The 18403-nt window shown below is 64.7% G+C and carries 20 protein-coding genes and 3 pseudogenes; 15 read left to right on the top strand and 8 right to left on the bottom strand.

Annotated features, from left to right (window positions below):
- Window positions 1-142 precede the first annotated feature (142 nt).
- The 8 genes and pseudogenes from IM725_RS20660 to IM725_RS16490 form a co-directional block, all read left to right on the top strand.
- A pseudogene (locus IM725_RS20660) lies at window positions 143-298 on the top strand (cupin domain-containing protein); the annotation flags it as partial.
- Window positions 290-682, top strand: a complete 393-nt coding sequence (locus IM725_RS16515; protein WP_321576210.1) for an AraC family transcriptional regulator — start codon at window positions 290-292, stop codon at window positions 680-682. The pseudogene IM725_RS20660 and the gene IM725_RS16515, both read left to right, overlap by 9 nt.
- A 157-nt stretch (window positions 683-839) precedes the next feature.
- Window positions 840-1400: a carboxymuconolactone decarboxylase family protein gene (locus IM725_RS16510; RefSeq protein WP_193781729.1), complete on the top strand. Its 561-nt coding sequence runs from the start codon at window positions 840-842 to the stop codon at window positions 1398-1400.
- Between the two features lie 138 nt (window positions 1401-1538).
- A complete protein-coding gene (locus IM725_RS16505; protein WP_193781728.1) occupies window positions 1539-1745 on the top strand; it encodes a YgaP family membrane protein in 207 nt (68 codons plus the stop codon).
- Window positions 1746-1747: 2 nt separating this feature from the next.
- The gene (locus IM725_RS16500) at window positions 1748-2314 is read left to right on the top strand and encodes an RNA polymerase sigma factor (RefSeq protein ID WP_193781727.1); all 567 of its coding nucleotides are present in this window, start codon (window positions 1748-1750) and stop codon (window positions 2312-2314) included.
- Window positions 2311-2694 (top strand): thioredoxin family protein, encoded by a 384-nt coding sequence (locus IM725_RS16495; protein WP_193781726.1) that lies wholly within the window; start codon window positions 2311-2313, stop codon window positions 2692-2694. Before IM725_RS16500 ends, IM725_RS16495 begins: the two co-directional genes overlap by 4 nt.
- Window positions 2691-2939 carry a GDCCVxC domain-containing (seleno)protein gene (locus IM725_RS20475; RefSeq protein ID WP_456096307.1) on the top strand — a complete coding sequence of 83 codons (249 nt, stop codon included), beginning with the start codon at window positions 2691-2693 and terminating at the stop codon, window positions 2937-2939. Before IM725_RS16495 ends, IM725_RS20475 begins: the two co-directional genes overlap by 4 nt.
- A 299-nt stretch (window positions 2940-3238) precedes the next feature.
- Entirely contained in the window at window positions 3239-3622 is a 384-nt protein-coding gene (locus tag IM725_RS16490; RefSeq protein ID WP_193781725.1) for a hypothetical protein, read from the top strand.
- A gap of 327 nt (window positions 3623-3949) precedes the next feature.
- On the opposite strand, the gene IM725_RS16485 is transcribed toward IM725_RS16490, so the two are convergent.
- Window positions 3950-4201: an alpha/beta hydrolase family protein gene (locus IM725_RS16485; RefSeq protein WP_193781724.1), complete on the bottom strand. Its 252-nt coding sequence runs from the start codon at window positions 4199-4201 to the stop codon at window positions 3950-3952.
- 219 nt (window positions 4202-4420) lie between these two features.
- On the opposite strand from IM725_RS16485, the gene IM725_RS20470 reads away from it, so the two are divergent.
- The 5 genes and pseudogenes from IM725_RS20470 to IM725_RS16465 all read left to right on the top strand — a co-directional run.
- On the top strand, window positions 4421-4819 hold the full coding sequence (locus tag IM725_RS20470; protein ID WP_227753875.1) for a response regulator: 399 nt from the start codon (window positions 4421-4423) through the stop codon (window positions 4817-4819).
- Window positions 4820-5083: pseudogene (locus IM725_RS20735) on the top strand (helix-turn-helix domain-containing protein); the annotation flags it as partial.
- Window positions 5084-5296: 213 nt separating this feature from the next.
- On the top strand, window positions 5297-5677 hold the full coding sequence (locus tag IM725_RS16475; RefSeq protein WP_193781733.1) for a hypothetical protein: 381 nt from the start codon (window positions 5297-5299) through the stop codon (window positions 5675-5677).
- Window positions 5677-7434 (top strand): SulP family inorganic anion transporter, encoded by a 1758-nt coding sequence (locus IM725_RS16470; RefSeq protein ID WP_193781723.1) that lies wholly within the window; start codon window positions 5677-5679, stop codon window positions 7432-7434. The genes IM725_RS16475 and IM725_RS16470 overlap by 1 nt, the downstream gene beginning before the upstream one ends.
- A gap of 12 nt (window positions 7435-7446) precedes the next feature.
- Window positions 7447-7614, top strand: a pseudogene (locus IM725_RS16465) (7-cyano-7-deazaguanine synthase); the annotation flags it as partial.
- Between the two features lie 78 nt (window positions 7615-7692).
- Here the strand turns inward: IM725_RS16465 and IM725_RS16460 are convergent.
- Together IM725_RS16460 and IM725_RS16455 are read right to left on the bottom strand one after the other, a co-directional pair.
- On the bottom strand, window positions 7693-7899 hold the full coding sequence (locus tag IM725_RS16460; RefSeq protein ID WP_193781721.1) for a hypothetical protein: 207 nt from the start codon (window positions 7897-7899) through the stop codon (window positions 7693-7695).
- A 268-nt stretch (window positions 7900-8167) separates the two neighbouring features.
- Window positions 8168-9565 (bottom strand): replication initiation protein, encoded by a 1398-nt coding sequence (locus IM725_RS16455; protein ID WP_193781720.1) that lies wholly within the window; start codon window positions 9563-9565, stop codon window positions 8168-8170.
- 489 nt (window positions 9566-10054) lie between these two features.
- Between IM725_RS16455 and IM725_RS16450 the strand changes: the two genes are divergently transcribed.
- Window positions 10055-11275, top strand: a complete 1221-nt coding sequence (locus tag IM725_RS16450; RefSeq protein ID WP_287067478.1) for a ParA family protein — start codon at window positions 10055-10057, stop codon at window positions 11273-11275.
- Window positions 11272-12270, top strand: a complete 999-nt coding sequence (locus IM725_RS16445; protein ID WP_193781719.1) for a ParB/RepB/Spo0J family partition protein — start codon at window positions 11272-11274, stop codon at window positions 12268-12270. Before IM725_RS16450 ends, IM725_RS16445 begins: the two co-directional genes overlap by 4 nt.
- Window positions 12271-13738: 1468 nt before the next feature.
- Here IM725_RS16445 and IM725_RS16440 read toward each other — a convergent pair.
- The 5 genes from IM725_RS16440 to IM725_RS16415 form a co-directional block, all read right to left on the bottom strand.
- Window positions 13739-15499, bottom strand: a complete 1761-nt coding sequence (locus IM725_RS16440) for a tyrosine-type recombinase/integrase (protein ID WP_193781718.1) — start codon at window positions 15497-15499, stop codon at window positions 13739-13741.
- An 88-nt stretch (window positions 15500-15587) separates the two neighbouring features.
- Window positions 15588-16109 carry a GNAT family N-acetyltransferase gene (locus tag IM725_RS16435; protein ID WP_193781731.1) on the bottom strand — a complete coding sequence of 174 codons (522 nt, stop codon included), beginning with the start codon at window positions 16107-16109 and terminating at the stop codon, window positions 15588-15590.
- A 921-nt stretch (window positions 16110-17030) separates the two neighbouring features.
- Complete coding sequence (locus tag IM725_RS16425) at window positions 17031-17366, bottom strand: helix-turn-helix domain-containing protein (RefSeq protein ID WP_193781734.1); 336 nt, start codon at window positions 17364-17366, stop codon at window positions 17031-17033.
- Entirely contained in the window at window positions 17257-17850 is a 594-nt protein-coding gene (locus IM725_RS20805; protein WP_193781717.1) for a helix-turn-helix domain-containing protein, read from the bottom strand. The genes IM725_RS16425 and IM725_RS20805 overlap by 110 nt, the downstream gene beginning before the upstream one ends.
- 128 nt (window positions 17851-17978) lie before the next feature.
- Window positions 17979-18311, bottom strand: coding sequence for a hypothetical protein (locus tag IM725_RS16415; RefSeq protein WP_193781716.1), 333 nt, complete (start codon window positions 18309-18311; stop codon window positions 17979-17981).
- Window positions 18312-18403: the final 92 nt, after the last annotated feature.

Below are 18403 nucleotides of genomic sequence, written 5' to 3'. Positions count from 1 at the left end.
TTCGAGGCTACATTCGGCGCTTGGGTATCTCAGCCCAATGCAGTTCGAACAACGCTGGTTGGCGGCGCAGCAAAAATCTGCCGCCTGACGATCGGGTTATGCACTCCGATTTCTAGGGGCAACCTCAGCGGGAGGGCGCAACCCCATCTCCGACTCCCTACCCGACACCGCGCTCATTCATCTGGAAGACTGCCCGGAGCTTGGGCCGATCCTCGAGCTGATGTTCGCCGAAGCCTTCGACGCGCTCAGCGGGCGCCAAGCTGTTCTGGATCGGCTGTGCGAAGTGCTGATGGTCCGGATGCTGCGCCATGCCCAGGAGCGCGGGCAAGTCTCCGGCGGCGCGCTCGCCGGCTTGGCCGACCCCAAGCTGTCCAAAGCCCTGGAATCGATCCACGAAGATCCTGCCCGCGGGTGGGATCTCACCGCTTTGGCAGAACGCGCCGGCATGTCCCGCGCGCGTTTCGCCGAGCACTTCCGACTCGTCACCGGCAGCACCCCGGCCGACTACCTCGCCTCCTGGCGACTCATGCTAGCGCAGCGGCTCCTCGCCAAGGGCGTCCCCGCCAAGGCAGCGGCTCTCCAGGTCGGCTACGGCAGCTCGAGCTCGCTGCACCGGGCGTTCCTGCGCAAGTTCGGCACATCGCCCTCGGACTGGCTCAAACACCGTTCGCCCGAGCTTTGATTGCGCCCAGCGCCCGCCGCTAGATACCTGGGAACGGACGGGCACGCGATTGAGACGTCCAGTCAACTTCGTTCACCTTATCGCTCCTAACATGACTCCGAGTCCATCGCGGATCGACCTCGGTGGCCGAACCCATCATCCAATTGAAGGAGAACCTATGGCCTATCTCAAATCACTCACCGCCGTCGACCACGCCCAAGCCCAGGGCGCGCAGAAGGAGATGCTCGACACCGCCCTCAAGCAGGTCGGATTCATTCCGAACATGTATGCCAACATGGCCAATGCCCCGGCAGTCCTCGGCACCTACCTGAGCGGCTACTCCAAGTTCCGCGCCGAGTCCGGCTTCACGCCCGCCGAACAAGAGGTCGTGTTCCTCGCGGTGAGCATGGCCAACGGCTGCACCTACTGCGCCGCGGCCCACAGCATGATCGCCGACAAAATGTCGGGCGTCCCCGGCCCGGTCCTGGATGCCATCCGCCAAGGCCGACCCCTGCCCGAATCCAAGCTTGCGGCCCTCTACGAGCTGACGCAGGACATGGTGCGCAACAACGGCAAGCCGTCCCAGGCCAAGCTCGACGCTTTCCTGCGTGCCGGATACACCGAGCAAGCCATCCTCTACATCGTGCTAGCTGTCGCAGTGAAGGTGCTGAGCAACTATTCCAACCACGCTTTCGGCACGCAGGTCGACGAGCGCTTCGCTGCGTATAAGCTCGGCTGAACGACTGCCTCCCCATCCCACCACTTGTGGATGGGGGCGGGCGGTGAAATAAATGGAACAGCTGCGAACCGTTTTGGCCATACGGCTCCTCTTAGCAAGCGAGGACGGTCCTCGAACAAGCTATCCAAGGAGCTCGCCATGTTCTACGCAAAAAATGTCCCCGCCTGGGAACGCATCCTTCGCCTCGTCATGGGGGCGATGGCCCTCGGCTTCGCGGCCATGAGCTGGGGCGCGCCCTTGGCCATGGCCGCCGGCGTGATGGGAGCCGTGCTTGCCATGACCGGTCTGGTGGGCTTCTGCCCGATGTGCGCCATGGTCGGCCGTAAACTCGACAAGGGCCATTGAGCATGGCGGCGGCGGACCATTCCAATCTCGTCCTGGCCGCCCAAACGGGCGACCCTGCGGCGATCGGACAGCTCCTGGCGGTGTGCCAGGCCGACGCTAGGCGCTACGCCCGCAGGCACTGCCACGCGAGCGATGTGGACGACGCCGTGCAGGAATCGCTGCTGACGATTTCCCGCAAGGTCAAGGGCCTGAAGGCGGCAGCCGCTTTTTCTTCCTGGCTGTTCATCGTCATCAAGCGCGAGTGCCGCAAGCTCGAGCGCATGATGTTCAGGCACGAGCCGCTAGCCGAGGACATCGCCGAGGAGCAGCTCGCCTGCCGCTCTGACGCGGCCCTGCGCATCGATCTGGCCCACGCTCTGGAGTCGCTGCCGGCGCACTACCTGGAAGTCATCCTTCTTCGCGACTTCGAGGAGCTCACGATCGCAGAGATCGCGCAGCGGCTGGGCGAAAACGCCCCGGCGATCAAGAGCAGGCTACACCGCGCGCGCGAACTCGTGCGCGAGTATTTGCTTGGCGGCGAGGCCGCTCCGGCGGATACCTCCAAGGCCCGGAAGGAGGGGCGGCCATGAATTGGCTCCCCATCGAGGTGTCTTCCGCCATCGCACTCGCCGTCGCGATGCAAGCGCTCATGTGGATGCGCGCGATGCGCAGCGTCGGGCGCGCCGCGCCAGACACCTCTTCTGTAGACGGCGCCGCCGCAGAAGACTGCAGGCGGGTCCATTCCGCCCACTGCGGGCCCTGCCGAGCAATCAAGCCTATGGTTGAGCGGCTGCAGCTTTCCCACCGGGATCTGATTTCGGTCGACATCGCTCAGCAGGTCGATCTAGCGCGCAAGTTCTCGGTGGCGCGAACGCCCAGCTTCGTGCTCGTCGAAGGTGACTTTGTGCGCTGGGTTCTTCTGGGCGGACAGACGGAACGCAAGCTTGTGGCGCGGCTCCAAGGCGCATGAGCGAACACATGAGCGAGCTCATCCAGACCCGATCGACCTTGACCTGCCCTGCTTGCGGGCACAAGTCAGAGCTTGAGATGCCTCTGGACTCTTGCCAGTTCTTCCATGAATGCGAGGGCTGCGAAACGCTCCTTCGCCCGCTCCCCGGGGACTGCTGCGTCTTCTGCAGCTACGGCACGAGGAAGTGCCCTCCCCTTCAATTCACTGGCGATGAGGATCGCGGGTCGAACTGCAGCGCCTGCTGAGAAAAGCGGCGCGTCCGCAGACGTGCCCACCTTGACCACCGGATCCAGCAGGGTGGCCACGAGGTTTTCGCGCGACAACGCAAGTTGGGCCAGCTCGAGCGCGCACAGGGAAGCGCTGGCCGCCGCGGTCCAGGTGTCCGGGGGCGCGTCACTGGACGCGGAGGCGGTGCGGTCGTGGCTGCGCGAGCGGCTAGCGAGCTACAAGGTTCCGCGCGTGGTGGAGTTCCACGCGCAGCTGCCGCGCGAGGACAGACGCCGACACAGGCACCGATGAAGCTCTCGAACGCTGGTGCACGTACATGCTCAGCGGCATCCGCGACGAACTGAACAAGGTCAACAGGCTTGCGGACTATGGACATCTGCAGACTGCCGTACTTCTGCCCGCGGTGGGGCACGCACGGGCGCGGCAGCTGATCACGCCCCAAGAAGAGGCTGTACTCACGACGACGATAAAAGCAGGGGTGGTGAAGTCGGGTGACCTCGAAGCTGCGATGCCAGAGCTCAACGCAAACAAGCGGACGTACCAGATCAGGAAGCTGGTGGAAAGCGGGATGCTCCAACCCATTAAGGAAGGGGCTCGACGATACAGCATCGGTTTCAGCCACAACATGCTGCTGCGTGGGGTCGTGCGTGCGCTCTGTGACCAGGGCTTTATCACGGACGCGTTGGCCGAAGGCGGCTGACGCTGGCCTGCCGTCGAGGACAAGGAAATGGGTCAGAAGCAGGCCAAACGGCTCAGGTTCTTTCGTGACCACCCATATTGCTGCTTCTGCGGTGGCAGAGTGGCTGCCACGACGGAAGACCACATCCCAGCACGGTCGTTGTTCCTTCGTAATTGGTGGCCCGAGGGATATGTGTTTCCCCAGCTGCGAGCCATGCAACATCGGCTCCGCCCGGTACGAGTTGATGATGGGGCTCCTGGTCCGTTTGACGGTGCAGCCATCGACGGAGGAGGAACACGCAGAGAGACGGAAGACCGGATTGGCTGTGATGTCCCCGTTCTGCCAGCTTCAGAGCATGGCCAGCAGGTTGTTCGCGTCCTTCGGCAGGAAGAAGCCCTCCCAGAACCCGACCAGGAAGTCCGCGAGCGCGCCGTAGCCTATGTCGCGCCAGAGTTCCTGCAAGTAGAAAGGCTGCGACAGGCCCCAGCCGGCATAGACCCGCCCCACCCCGCGCAGGCCCTTGGTGGGCGGCGTGTCGTACCAGCCTTCGCGCAAGGTCACGTCGTTGGTCAGGGCGGCCTGGGCCGCCTGCCCGGCCACCTCATCGAGCTGCAGCGGCTGCAGGCCTGCGCGGACAGTTTCGATTTCGACATTCTGATCTAGCGATTGAGGGAAACCGAAGATGCCGCAGTCCCCTGAAACAGGAAATAGACGCGTGGTCCTCGTAGTCGACACGCAGCGACTGCTGTGAGATGCGCTCGCCACGGAAGGCTACAGCGTGCTTGTGGCGCGCGACGCGGACGAGGCGCGCGCTGCGAGATGGCCGTGCCGGATGCCGTGCTGCTCGACGCGGTGATGCCAGGGACCGACGGCTTCATGCTCTGCAAGGAGACCAAGGGCACGCGGCCCTGGGCGCATGTCCCGATCGTGTTCATGACCGGGTTTTCCGGAACGGATGAAGTGGTCCGCGGATTCGAGAGTGGCGGTGTCGACTACGTGGTGAAGCCCCTGCGCATCCCGGAAGTTCTGGCCCGTGTCGCCACCCATGTGCGCAACGCGCGCGCCGCCCGCTGGGCACGCGAGGCCGTGGACATCGCCGGCATGGGCGTGGTCATGCTCGATGGCCACGGCCGGGTCGCGTGGCGCTCGCCACGGGCCACCCAGTGGCTGGCGCAGGCGTTCGAGGGCCAGGATGGCGAGGCGGCGGCGGCCGCGTGACTGGGGGGGCCGAGCCGGGCAGGGAGGCGAGCTGCTGCTTGCCGGCGGCAGCCGCCTCGTCGCCCAGCACATGGGCCAGGGCCGGTTTTCGGAAACCATGCTGCTGCTAGGCGCCATGCCGTCCGGGGCGGCGGGCCAGCTGAGCCTTCCCAGGCCGCCCTCACGCCCCGGGAAGCCGAAGTCCTGATCTGGCTCGCCAAGGGAAAGACGAACCGTGACATCGCCGTCATCCTAGGCATGAGTCCACGCACGGTCAACAAGCACCTGGAGCACATCTTCGAGAAGCTGGGCGTGGAAACGAGCACGGCGGCAGTGGCGATTGCCGGGCAGTTGCAGGTGTCCGGCTGCACAGGGATCCGGCCGGGAACTCGGCCTCGGCCATGGGCGTGCAAACCCAGCCTTCCCTGGACGCCGGGCCTGACATCGCGGCACACTCGTTCCTGTGCCCCGTCTGGCGGCGTTGAAGGAACCCTGCGCATGAGCAAGCCCGATCCCAAGTCCAGCCTGCGCTGGCTCGACCAGCCGGAAGAGCACGACTATCCCGCCGCCGGAAGTTTCCTGCTGCTGCTGCAGCCGCAGGAAGCGGTCGACGACGTGCTGCGCCGCCTGCGGCCCGCGCCCGTCCTGAGCTTCAAGGCCAAGGACATCTTCCGCGCCTCGGGCCTGCCGCTGCTAGACGCGAGCAACCTGCACGTGGCGCGGGACCGCGAGAAGATCAGCGCGGGCAAGGCCCTGTCCCCCATCCTGCTCGTGCGCGACCGCGAACACGGGCGCGTCGTCATCGCCGACGGTTACCACCGCCTTTGCGCCGTCTACAGCGTCGACGAGGACGTCTCGATTCCCTGCAAGATCGCGTGATGCGAATGGACGAGCCGGCGCCCGCGTCGAACGAACCACCACACCCCGCGGCCCGCCGGGCCTGGCGCGCAGTCCTGCTGGGCGGCCTGCTCCCGGTGAACCGGGCCACACTGGCGCGTGACATCGTAGCCGGGCTCACGCTGGCGGCGCTGGCCATCCCGGAAGTGATGGGCTACACCCGCATCGCCGGTACACCCGTGGTGACCGGCCTGTACACGCTGATGGTGCCGGCGCTGGCCTTTGCGGTCCTGGGCTCGTCGCGCCTGCTGGTGGTGGGCGCGGACTCCGCCACGGCGGCCATCATGGCCGCCGCCCTGGCGCCGCTGGCGCAGCCGGGCTCCGGCGAGTGGATGCTGTACGCGCAGGCGATGGCACTGGCCTGCGCCGTCCTGCTGTTGCTGGCACGGGTGGCACGGCTCGGGTTCCTGGCCGATTTCCTGTCGCGCACCGTGCTCGTCGGTTTCCTCACGGGCGTGGGCCTGCAGGTGGCGATCGGGGAACTGCCCACCCTGCTCGGGGTGGCGGCGCACGGCCACCATCCGGTGGAACTGCTCGCGCAGGTGCTGCGGCGGATCACGGCCACCCAGCCCGCGGAACTGGCGCTGGGCGGCGCGACCCTGGCCGGCCTGCTGCTGATGCGCCGCTGGCTGCCGCGTTTTCCGGCGGCGCTGGTCGCCGTGGTCGCGGCCACCGGGGCCAGCCTGCTGCTGGACTGGGGATCGCACCACATCGCCGTCGTGGGCGCCCTCCAGGGCGGCCTGCCCTCGCTGGCGCTGCCCGACTTGAGCTTGCTGGGCCGGGAGGGCACGCAGCTGGCCCCCGCCGTGCTGGCGATGACGGTGGTCATCCTCGCGCAGAGCGCCGCGACCTCGCGGGCCTACGCGTGGAAGTACAACACCCCGTTCGACGAGAACCACGACCTGGTGGGGCTCGCCGCCGCCAACGCGGGGGCCGCGCTGACGGGCACTTTCGTGGTGAACGGCAGCCCGACCAAGACCCAGATGGTGGACTCCGCCGGCGGCCGCAGCCAGGCCGCCCATCTCACCATGGCGGCCGTCGTCACGCTGGTGGTCCTGTTCGCGACCGGGCCCATCGCCGCCCTGCCCCGATCGGTGCTGGCGGCGATCGTGTTCCTGATCGGCATCGACCTGGTCCACGTCCAGGCGCTGCGGCGCATACGCGCCGAGCGTCCGTCCGAGTTCTGGGTCGCGCTCATCACCGCGGCGGCGGTGCTCGTGGTGGGGGTGGAGCAGGCGATCGTGCTCGCCATGGTGCTGTCCCTCATCGATCATGTGCGCCGCGGCTACAAGCCGCACAACAGCGTGATCGTGCGCGGTGAGGACGGGCACGCCCAGCTGGCGGACGTGGCCACCGCCGGCGAGTATGCGCCGGGCCTGATGGTGTACCGCTTTTCGCATGCGATGTACTACGCCAACGCCGAGGTGCTCTCGCAGGAGGTCAACCGCCTGGTGGGCGCGGCCAGGCCCGGCCTGAGCTGGTTCGTCATCGACCTGGACGCGGTGGACGACGTGGACTACTCGGCCGGCGCCACGCTGGCCTCGCTGGCCGAACAACTGCAGCGGCGGGGCATCTCGCTCATGTTCATGCGGCCGTCCCGTTCCGTGCTGGCGCTTCTGGAACGCTACGGCATCGTCGCGCCCGGCACGGCGGGCGCGCAGGTCTTCCGCTCCGTGCGGGAGATGCGCCACGCCTTTACCGGCACAGCCAGGGACGATGCCAAGGGCAACGCGGGATGATGGGCGGCGCCTATGCACGACGCCGCACTCGTCCTGTTTTCCGGTGGCCAGGACTCCACCCTCTTCCTGGCCCGGGCACTCGAGCGCCATGCACGGGTGGAGACCGTGGGATTCGACTACGGCCAGCGGCACGCCGTCGAACTCGAATGCAAGACCCCCGTACTGGACAAGCTGCGGGATCAATGGTCCACGCCGGCAATCCCCTTGAGGAACACCGTGATCAGGTCCGTTTGCTTCACGGGGGTACGTGTGTTGTTATCAACCAGCTGAAAAAACCTTTTTCACAGGATCGGGCTGAAAGTCGCCCTGGCCAAGCGGGCCGGTCAGGGCGTGCGGAAGGGGCCTTGCCGCCGGCGTTGACCTGGCGCAGTCTTGTACTGCGCAGTGGTCAAACTGACGTCGCTGGCGCAGCAGTTCATCGCCGTCGATGCGCCTGGCCATCTCCTCGATGTGGGAGTCGCTCACCCCCACCTTGGAAAAGTGGTCTTTCCAAGTTCGAAGTTAAGGCAAGCAGCCGCACTGCGCTGAGCCGACTCGATGATTCTTGATGCCGATCCGCTCAGGATGCATTTGAGCGTGGATTACGTCCGCCTCTGGTCTGAACCTGCCTTCGGGCAAGCTTATGCCGGAGAACCACCAGCCACAGCGGCGGCTGATATCGACCGTTGTATCGACTTGACGACCGTGTCATCGGCACAGACCCTGCGGGCACGTAAGCAGAAGCCGTGCGCCCTTAAATAGCAAGGCGCGGACCTTCCTGCATATTCGCAATTTCTTCGAGCTGCGCAACCGTAGGGATGTTCCAACCCGGGCCATGGTAGACGGCCGCGTATTCGCCCAAGACCACCTCGCGAATGAGCGGCGAGCGCCACTCGCGCTGCATCAGGCGCTTGAGCGTTCCAGGCGTGTTCGGAATCTTCTCACGCGCCTTTTCCAAGAAGCTGTTCTGTTCCTCAACGGATAAGCGATCGAATTCGCCCTCCAGTGCGTTCAGGCGCGCTGCGCGGTACGCCTTGCGCAGCTTTTCCTCACGCTGCTGCAGTGACTGCGGCACGGCTTTCTCCGCGGGTGACAGCACCTCAACCTCCCCGGACTCGGGGGCGTGAGCGGACTTGTTTTCCAAGATGCGGCGCAGGTACGCGGCCGGCTTCGTCACAGACTTACCAGGCTTGGCGAGCGCAGCCTCCAGGGCCTTAAGCCCCTCAGCGGCCTGCACGGCGCCGAACTGATCGACCAATGTTTGCAGGTCTTGCTCGCGAACGCCCAGCTTGGCCGCATAGAGCGGCAGGCTCACATCGACCGCTTCCTCGGCCTGGGCCTTGGTGCTGGGCACTTGCTGCCGCGCCACTCGGAACTGGACCTCCACAACGACTCCCCCTTGGCGAATTTCCACGAGCTCGGCGTGGATCTCCGTCTTGGAGACGATCTCCTCAAGCGCGGGCTTGAGAGTCTCGTTCTTGAACTTGCGCCACTCCCGAGGCTTGGAGCTCGGGCCACCCTCGCGCAGCACGGCTTGCCACCACTGCGGAGGCCGACGCGCCGTGAGCCCGCCGGGAGAGTCCTTGAACCGGGCCAGAATCTCGTAAAGGGACAACGCGGCGTAGCTTGAGAGCCGCATGTAGTTGCTGAAATCGATCTGCGCCCAGCGTTCGGGACTCAGCAACTGCTCGAGGATGGATGGCGGAAACCACCACTGCAGCCAGTGCTGGCCTCGTTCGAACGACCATCGAACCTCAGCCAGCAGCGCAAAAGTTCGACGTTCTTCTCCTTCTTGCAGGTCAGCCGGCGGCCCTTCAGGCATCTCGAAGCCCTCCAGACTGAGGGTTCCCGCATCGGCGTTGCTCACTAAATGCATGAGGAACGTCGTCTGTGTCATCTGGTCGATGTAGCCCTGGATCCGGTCGGCCACCTTCGTACTTGAGACCGCGTCGTGAATCACGTCGGCAAGGCGAGCGCGGAACGAGCCATCAGCGCCCTGCCTCTGCAGCTGCGCGACCTTGATGAGAACCGAATAGATCTTGCGCGAGGTCGGGGTTAAAGCCATCGACCGCGGCTCCATCGCCAGCAGCAGCACGCTTTTGTTGAGCGTACCCAGCCTGTGCGGGACCGGAAGCTGGCGGTGCTGGTTCATGGCGCTGAAGTTTATCCCGTCCAACGCGGCACGGACACCCTTCTATCCTGGGTCAGGAGCAGCCGTCCAAGGTCCATCGGACGCCTCGAAATTTTCCCTGCGCTTGTTAGACCACACTTGCTGGACGCCTAGCTTGCGTGGCAGCTGTGCATAAGTCGCCGCCACACATGGCGGACGACACCACACCTACCGGACGCCAATGCCACACTTCCCGTGCGGCAGAGCCACATTCCCCGGACGCCTTTGCCACATTCGCCGGACGCGTTCGCGTGTAAGTCCTTGTCGAGAAAGGATTTTCCTGTTTGTAAACTCTTCAATAGATCAAATGTTCAAAAGACCGGTTGTGGACGCCACCCGAGAAACACACCACAGGCAAACAAGGCGTCCGGCAAGTGTGGCTTGGGTTGTAGCCGGAATTTCTATTTGAAAACCACTTGAAAACGGAGCTTGCTTCTTACAATGCCGTCGTAGAGTTACTTTGGAGCGTACGTGAATCCACTCATCCAACTCAAGGACCCCATCAGTATCGAGGAGATTGGAGAGCGCGCCCAGCGTGCCGCCAAGGTGCTGAGCAAGGTGCGGCGCGCGATGCTCCAGCCGGACAACCAGAAGCACGCGCCCACGTGGACGCCAGCGCAGCTTGGTGCACTGGTGGGGTTGGAGCCCCGGCAAGTCGCCTATCGTGCTGAGAAGGGCGAGCTCCCAGCGGGCAACCTCGTGCCTTCCGGGGTTTCCAAGCGACGTGAATTTCCCTTGGAAGTAGTCCGTGCTTGGTGCCGCGCCCTTCGGCCGGAGCTCATGCGTCCCGAGGGCGCTGAGGCAATCACTGTGGCTACCGCTAACTTCAAGGGCGGCGTCACCAAGACCAGCACCGCGATGACGCTCGCGCAGGGCCTTTCCCTGCGCGGGCACAAGGTGCTTGTCATCGACTGCGATCCGCAGGGCTCGCTGACGACCCTTTTTGGGATTCTCTCGGACGCTGAGGTGGATCCTAACCAGACAATATTGCCACTGTGCCTGGGCGACGAAGACTCGATTGAGTACGCCATCCAGAGCACGTACTGGAACGGGATTGACCTGGTGCCTGCGACCTCCATGATGTACAGCGCAGAGTTTGCGCTGCCGGGGCGCCAGGCTCGTGAAGGCGGCCGCGGCTTTCAGTTCTGGAACGTGCTGCATTACGGCCTGGAGAAGGCCAGGCAGAACTACGACATCATCGTCTTGGATACGCCCCCTGCCCTTTCCTACGTCACCATAAATGCGATGATGGCTGCAGACGGCCTTGTGATGCCGCTGCCTCCCAACGCGCTGGACTTCGCCTCGAGCGTGCAGTTCTGGACGCTGTTTCACGACCTGAGCAAGGACCTCGCCTCTTACGGGCGCACGAAAGAGTTCTCCTTCATTGACGTGCTCCTGTCCAAGGTGGATACCAAGGATTCGGCCACCGAGGTGGTGCGTGATTGGATCTCTGCGGCCTACGGAGACATCATCTTGCCCGTGGTCATCCCGAAGACTTCTACGGCCGCCTCGGCGAGCGCTGAATTCGGCTCGATCTACGACATGCGCTCTGGCACGGGAGTTCACGCGAGCACCATCAAACGGGCCGTGGACGCCTACGAGCAAGTGGTTGAGACCATTGAGCGTCAGGTGGTTGGCGCTTGGCAGCGTCAAGTTGCGAGCGACGCCCAGCAAACCAAGGAGGCTGTATGAACCGCTCCCTTCGCGAACGTGGCCGGGGAATCAATTTCGACTCTGACGAGGAGCCGGCGGTGCCCTCCCCTACTCCACGCGCGGCCCTGCCTGCTGATCGGCCGCGCACCGGACCCGGGGCCTTCAGCGCATCGTTGGCCATGGGCCGCGAGGTGGAAGCTGAGAATGCGCGTCTTCGGGAGCGAGTAACGGCACTTGAAGCTGCGGACGTGGTGGAACTGCTCGACCCTGAAGAGGTCGGCCCTAGCGAGTACGCCAATCGCGACGAGGCCTCCTTTGCCACGCAGGAGTTCGAGGTGTTGAGGGCCGAGATTTCTTCGGCTGGGCGTAATGTGCAGCCTATCAAGGTTCGCCTGTTAGCCACGCCCAAGGGCAAGGTCCGATACGAGATCGTCTTTGGCCACCGGCGCCACCGCGCTTGTCTTCTGGAAAGGGTGCGGGTGGCCGCCGTGGTCGACCGCCTGAGTGACCAGGAGCTGTTTGTCGAGATGGAGCGCGAAAATCGGGCGCGCGAGAACCTGAGTCCCTGGGAGCAGGGACAGATGTACTCCCGTGCACTTGACAAGAAGCTGTTTCCGTCGCTGCGTCGGATGGCCGAGTTGACGGGTGGCAACGCGGGAAACATGAGCGTCGCGATCCAACTTGCCACCCTGCCGAAAGAGGTTGTTGAGGCGTTCCCCTCCCCTCTGGACCTGCAGTTTCGCTGGGCGGCGCCGCTCACACAGGCTCTGCGTGACCAGCCGCAAGCACTGCTGGCGCGGGCGAAAAGGCTCGCTGAGCAAAAGCCTACGCTCGTTGCGAAGGACGTGTTCGACCTGTTGCTGGAGCGTGAGGACACTGCTCCTGCTGCTGAGACTCTTTCGCTCGGCGGCAAGGCGATCGGTCGGCTGACGGTCGACGGGCGTGGGGGCCTGTCGCTGAAGATCAAGGGAGGCGCTCTTGCGCCCGAGCAGGTCCAGCGGGTGCGCGAGGCGATTTTCAAGGCAATTGGCTGAGGAAGATCTGTCGCTGTCCTCTTCTGCCGTGCGCTGACGTTTTTCGGCAGGGTGTTTTACGGTAAAACACCCTGCCCTGCCCTGCCCTGCCCTGCCACGCCACGCCACGCCACGCCAAGCCGCGCCAGGCCGCGCTCATGCCCGACCTGCGTGACAGCCTATCGCGAGACCGTTTTACCGTAAAACGGTCTCGCCTCGGTTCTCCCAAGAACCGCTTGCGGCGCGCAGGGCATTTGGTTTTCGATCGACGATGGAAAAAGCGCGCGACTGCAGGCCTGCCCACGCTGCAAAGGCTGCTTCTTCTGAACTCTTGTTCGCGGCCTGCCAGCTGCTGATCGCTCAGGAAACCCCTGAAGGCTGCGATGACGTGCTCCGCTGCGCTCAGCTGCGGGAGGCTCCCACCTGCGTCCAGTAGCACCAGACGAGCGCTTGGCGCGCGCTCGGCCATGTGGCGGCCGACGAAGGCCGGCGCTATCGGGTCCTCCCGGCGATGCCGGATGAGGATGGCTTGACCGGTTCAGTCACGCGGCTCCCAAAGTCGGTGGTCGGCGCCACACGGGTGAACTGCTTCAGCGCCGGTGTGTCCTCGCTAGCGCGCATTGCGGCCGTTGCTGGCCGCAATGCGCGACCTGGCCTGCGCCCAGGCGAGCCAGGGTCCTGATCCAGCAGTTCGAGGAAGCCCTCCAGCACCGGCGGAGCGAAGCCGCCCGGGTAGCCCGGCAGGCTGCGGTAGCAGCACGGTGTTCCACCCGCTCAGCGATTCAGCCACTTGCCCCAGGTCGTTCGGCGTGACCCTCCACGCGGGCGCAGCGGGCCGGGTCCCAGGTCGTGACACGGGAGCCGCCCCAGCCCATCAGGTTCATCATGCGGATGCGGTACCGGTTCGCCAAGGCTGGCGCCCACGTTGCGCCAGATCGCCCGCGAAGTGCCGGCCCGCGGATAGAAGAACAGCGTCACCGACTCTTCCCCGTACTCTGTGACCTAGAGGCGCCCTCTCGAAGCGATGAGTGCATGTGACTGCGACCTGCCCGCTGGCGTTGTGGGCCTGGACTGACATTTCGTGAGGCGAGCGGCAGCAGGCTCCCATGTCACAGCTGGGGCTGCGCGCCGGCCAGTCAGGAGCGCGCTGGGGTGTTTTACGGTAAAACATCCCTCGCCTCGACATTGCGGGGGCTCGCGCCAGCGTGTTTTACGGTAAAACACCGCCGGTAGTCGCTTCGACGATGCATGGGGTGATGACAACGGCCCAGAGGGCGATCTGCCGCGTGGCGACGATTTCCCTGCCGCAACTGGATCGTTCCCGGTGAACACGCTTGCAGTCGATCTGCTTGGCACCGATGACGCAAATGCCAATGCCGCGGCACAATTTGGGGCGTGCTGACCGCCGAGCCGTTCTGCAAGGGCGAGAGGTTTTGCAGATCCTGGGACGTTGAACTCGTTACGAGGCAACCAGTCCGGTGGAGCCTGCTCAGGGGAGACTGGATCCGCCGAACGCTCGCTCCAGGGCTGCCTGGCGCCGGGCTATCTGCGCTCTGTAATACCGCGTCGTGGTGCGGGGATCGCTATGCCCGAGGTTTTCCTGAAGCACGTCAAGGGGTACTTGCCGCTCGGCGGCTCGGGTCGCGTGCGTGTGTCGCAGCCAGTGCGCGGACGCTCTAGCCGCGCAAATGCGCGCCTGCGCTGGCCAGTCGGCCGCCACGCGCTTGACGAGCCGCTTGAGAGTTTCGTGTAGCGCCCGGTAGCTGATGCCCACAGCGGGCTGGGTGAGGGATGCAAGCAGAGGCGTGTCTGCCGGGGCGTTCTGAAAGTCGATGCCCCGCTGCTGAAAATATGTCTGTGTCGCCTGTACAGCAGCAGACGGAACCGGGATGGTGCGATTGCGCCGTCCCTTTCCGTGCACGTGCAGGACCCAACCCGTCTGGGTCGCTTTCAGGTCGGCCCGCCTGGCGCGCAGCAGCTCCTGAGCACGCAGGCCCGTGGCTTCGAGAAAAGTGAGCAGCCAAAGCAGCCTGAAGGAGGAGGGCGTCGGACCCTGGCTCTTGAGGTGGCGATACAGCGCTGCCCACGCTTCGGGCGTGAACGCACGTGACGTCACGTCACTGCCTGCGGCCGGGTCTTCCCCCACCTTGCGGTTCACCAACGCCCAGGGATTGCTGGCCAGATAGCGCGCATGCACGAGCCAGGAGAACAGCGAATGAAGGGCAGCCAGCGCCAGCGCACGGCTTGCGTGCGAGAGCTGCCCCTTGAAAGGGGCCCAGCCGGGCGCCAGGCGCGGCACCTTGCGGCGGCTGATCCAGGCTGCAGGAACCTCCTGCAGGAAGTCCATGTAGGCGCGGCAATCTTCGGGCGTTGCACTGGACAACGCCTTGCGCCGCTCAAGGACGCACCACAGCATGAAGCGCTCAGCCTCGCGCTCGTACTGGGCGGCGGTGTAGGCCGAGCCTGCGCGTGCGGCGACCCAGCTGCGGATGGCCTCGCGGTCGTTCGCAGCTGCGATCGCGCAAGCGTCCTTGGGCGCTCTGTTGGTGCCCGCGTCACCCGCCAACAGCGCTGTGGGCGGCGCTGGAAATGCCAGGGGCAGGGCAGGGCGCACGGTCTCGCCCAGCAGGAGCTCAACGAGGCGGGCCAGCCGTGCGGCTTTGACGGGGCCAAAGGCGCGCAGTCCGCGCCACCAGCGCCCCCCGCGGGCGATGCGGCCCTGAAGATCACCCAGCGTGAGGGCGCCAAGCGCTCCAAGGCGCTCGGCCAGGCCCGGCTCAAGCCAGCCGTCCAGGGGATCCGAGGCCGATGGCGCGGCGCCAGCGACCGACTCGAGGTCGCGCAGCAGCTGCAGGCGCTGCTGGCGCAGCCGCTCGTTGCGAGCGGCGCGGCGCCGGGCGGCTGGATTGGGGGATCCGAACTGCTCGGCATACAGATCCTGGAGCTCCTCGTGGGACCAGCCGTCCAGGCCCTGCTCGGCTGCCCAGTCATCGATGGACGGGGCAGGGGAGGGGGCCGCTGCGGTGGAGATCTCGATGCCAACGAGGCGCCAGCGCTTGTGGCGCTGGCGGCGCGCGAGCGCCTGCACCTGATCGATGAGGGATTTATAGGCCAGGTTTGCCTCGCGCAGGGTCTCGATGCGCAGGTACCGCCGGGCCGCCTCGGGCACGGGCAGGCCCTCTGCCAGCGCGCGCAGGAAGGCGAAGTGATGGGCCGCGAGGCGGTTATTTGCCAATGAAATCAAGGACATAGGCGTATCGTCAGCTGATCCGACCAATAGTTCAGCAGAAAACGCACTACAGATTATGACGATAATCTGAAGGCTTTGAAGCTCTGTTCTACCAGTCAACTGTCGTGGAGCGATGCACGCCAGTGCGCGGTGACCAGAGCTTCACGCGTCTCTGCCGCACGGTGGCCAGCGGCAAGAACAAGGTCAATGGCGTCTCTGGCAGGGCGATGAAGCCATGGTGGGGATTGAAGCTGGCCGCCGCATCGTCCTTCGCATCCACCACAAGGGCGAAGGCAGCGATTTCTGCCCGCGCGGCCCGTTCCAGCGCATCTTCCAGTAGCGCATCGCCCAGGCCGTGGGCCTTGAAAGCCCTGTCGACAGCCAAGCGGCCCATGCGGACGGTGGGGACGCTCGGGTAACGCGGAAGCTTCTTGCCAGTGGAGGCTGGAAGCGCTGGCAGCCGCACACTCACCGAGGCCAGGACGTAGCAGCCCGCGGTCCGTACCCCGTCAGGAGTTGCGATGAAGCAGGCAGAGACTCGGCGGCGTGCGTCTTGGGAGACCTGCTCCCGCAGGTAGCGGTCCAGCGCCGGGCAATCGCTGAGGAAGGCGCCGCGGTCGTGGGCGCCAATGAGGAGCTCGAGCCGAAACGGCGCGCCGCTCGCTCAGCCCGCAGGAGTTTGCTGCGGCGCTCGAAGGCTCGTTCCAACGAGGGAGCCGCTTCGGGGGACTCCTGGTCGAACAAGAACAGCCGCATGACATCATGCTTGCTCGATAGCCTGCCGCGCGGCGTCCTAGACACCAGAAACCAAGATGTCGGTCATGGTGCGCCCCTGCAACTCGGCGGCGCGCTTGGGCATCGAATGCAGGGTCGGTGCTGATTCGTGCTTCAAGCCGGGCGATAGGGCTGGCGGTGTTCATGGTTGGATGAAACGGCAATCTGGAGAACTGGATCAGCGAGCATGCCGCTCAGCATTCCACGGCGGCATAAGAACGGCCCGTGTTCTGCACAAATACGGTCGAAAGCCCGCGAATACAGTCAAAAACTGGGCCGAACTGGCTGGGCTACTGCGCTGGTGATGACCATGGCGCTGGACCAACAATGGCAAGCGCCCGGTGAACAACACGCGCGCCCGCCTGCTCTTGCTGGACAACCTGGCGCAAGGGACCCTCGGCGAGCGCATTAAACGGCGGGCGGGGATCGCAGACCCGCTCCGGCCATGGGCTGGTGACCTGTTGCCGCGCGCATTGGCGCGGCGCGCGCGAAGGTCGATGCGCGCAAGCCGATAGACACGGCGGGCTTGATAATTGCTCGTAAAACGTAATACTTGACCTGATGGTTCGTCCTTGGTGGCCCGGGTCTAGCAGGGGCATCTTTGCTGATCGCACCTCCGTCTGTTGAACCCGGGTGATTGTTAAGCCCGTCATTGGTGGGTTTCCATGCCACTACGGTTCGAACAACCACTCCGAAGCCTGCGCCCAGCCCCTCGAAGCAGGGCAAGCCACCAGGACGTTCATATGCGAGCGCGCAAGTCCAGGGGCCCTGCACAGGATCATCGCCGGTCGTCCTTGCCGGTCAGGGGCGAGCGAGCATTCCACTTTTGATTGACGGCGTAGTCCTCAGCGTCTTTGAGGATCTCGTTCTCGAGGGTGTTCTTGCTCAGGACCCACTGCAGCTCGCCGATTTCAGAATGGGCAGCAGCCATCTCAGAGGCGGCCGCCACCACCAGTGCGCTGTCGCGCTCGAGCATCCTCCTCTGGAACAAATGGCTGGCGAAGTCAACTGGCGTCACAATCTCGCAGCCGTCGCAATTGCTCCAGTGAGTGGATAACGATATGACGCCCATCCACATCCAGAACTCCGCGCTTCTGGAGAGCAGAAAATCCACGGCTGACAGTCTCTAGTCGCAAGCACAAATAGCTGCCGATGTCGTTTCGGGACATGCGTACATGGAATTCCAGCGGTGAGTAGCCTCGCATCCGCATCCGATCCGAAACCTCCAGCAGGAATGCCGAAAGGCGGCCCAATGCACCCGAGCTCCCGAGCAGGAGTATCCGCGCCTGTTCACGGATGAGCTCGTGACTCATCTGCCAGAAGAGTGCGTCATGAAAACGACCGTCGCGCATTCCCGCTTGGCGCAGTGAGGTCACAGGGATCGAGCCGATGGCGCTGTCCTCCAGGGCCGTAGCGGTGCTGGCGTGGACACAGCCCCCGATGCCCTCCAGACCCAGTAGGTCGCCAGGAAAGTGAAATCGGCTGACTTGTTCGCAACCGTTGCCGAGTCGCATTGAAGTCTTGAAGCTGCCCGCGCAGACAACGTAAACATTGGTGGACGTCCCACCTTGAAGAAACGCCCGCTGTCCGGCCTGCAAGCGGTGCGATAGATGTATCCACCGGCCGTTAATGATTTCGCCAGCGGGTGGGGCGCTTGTGCCTTGCCCTCGATGCCTAGACTCCCGACCGGGGGAGTGGCGTCACCGCCGCATGATTCTTGGCCTGCCTAAAGGTCTGCCGGGTTTTGGGCAATAACCTCAGCAGCCTGAGTGAGCAGTTGCAGCATGAGCAACACCAACGCATGGTCGGCACCGCGCGCAGTATCTCCAAGGGCGACCTGCGCGCGAATTGCGCTGACAAAGTGGACTCTGAAAGCAACCAAGACTAGCATATGAGTATGGTTACCCTGACGTGGTTCGAACTTTTCCAACTGCTGGGCATCGGCGTGATCGTCTTCATTCTGCCGACGCTGGTGATGGTCACGAGGCAGCGCGAGGCAGAGGGCCGCAAAGCCCGCCGACAGGACGGCGCGTGTCAAGGTAGTTGTCGCCTCAGTCATGCAGCCATTTGGTCGATATGGACCTCCGGGGCTGCGCCGGCTCGGACCGCTCTCTCGCGCTCCGGATTGAGCGTGACGAACTCGATGGGCGA

This window comes from Ramlibacter aquaticus (assembly GCF_015159745.1).
GTDB lineage: Bacteria > Pseudomonadota > Gammaproteobacteria > Burkholderiales > Burkholderiaceae_C > Ramlibacter > Ramlibacter aquaticus.
This window is presented reverse-complemented; position numbering and strand designations above follow the sequence as displayed.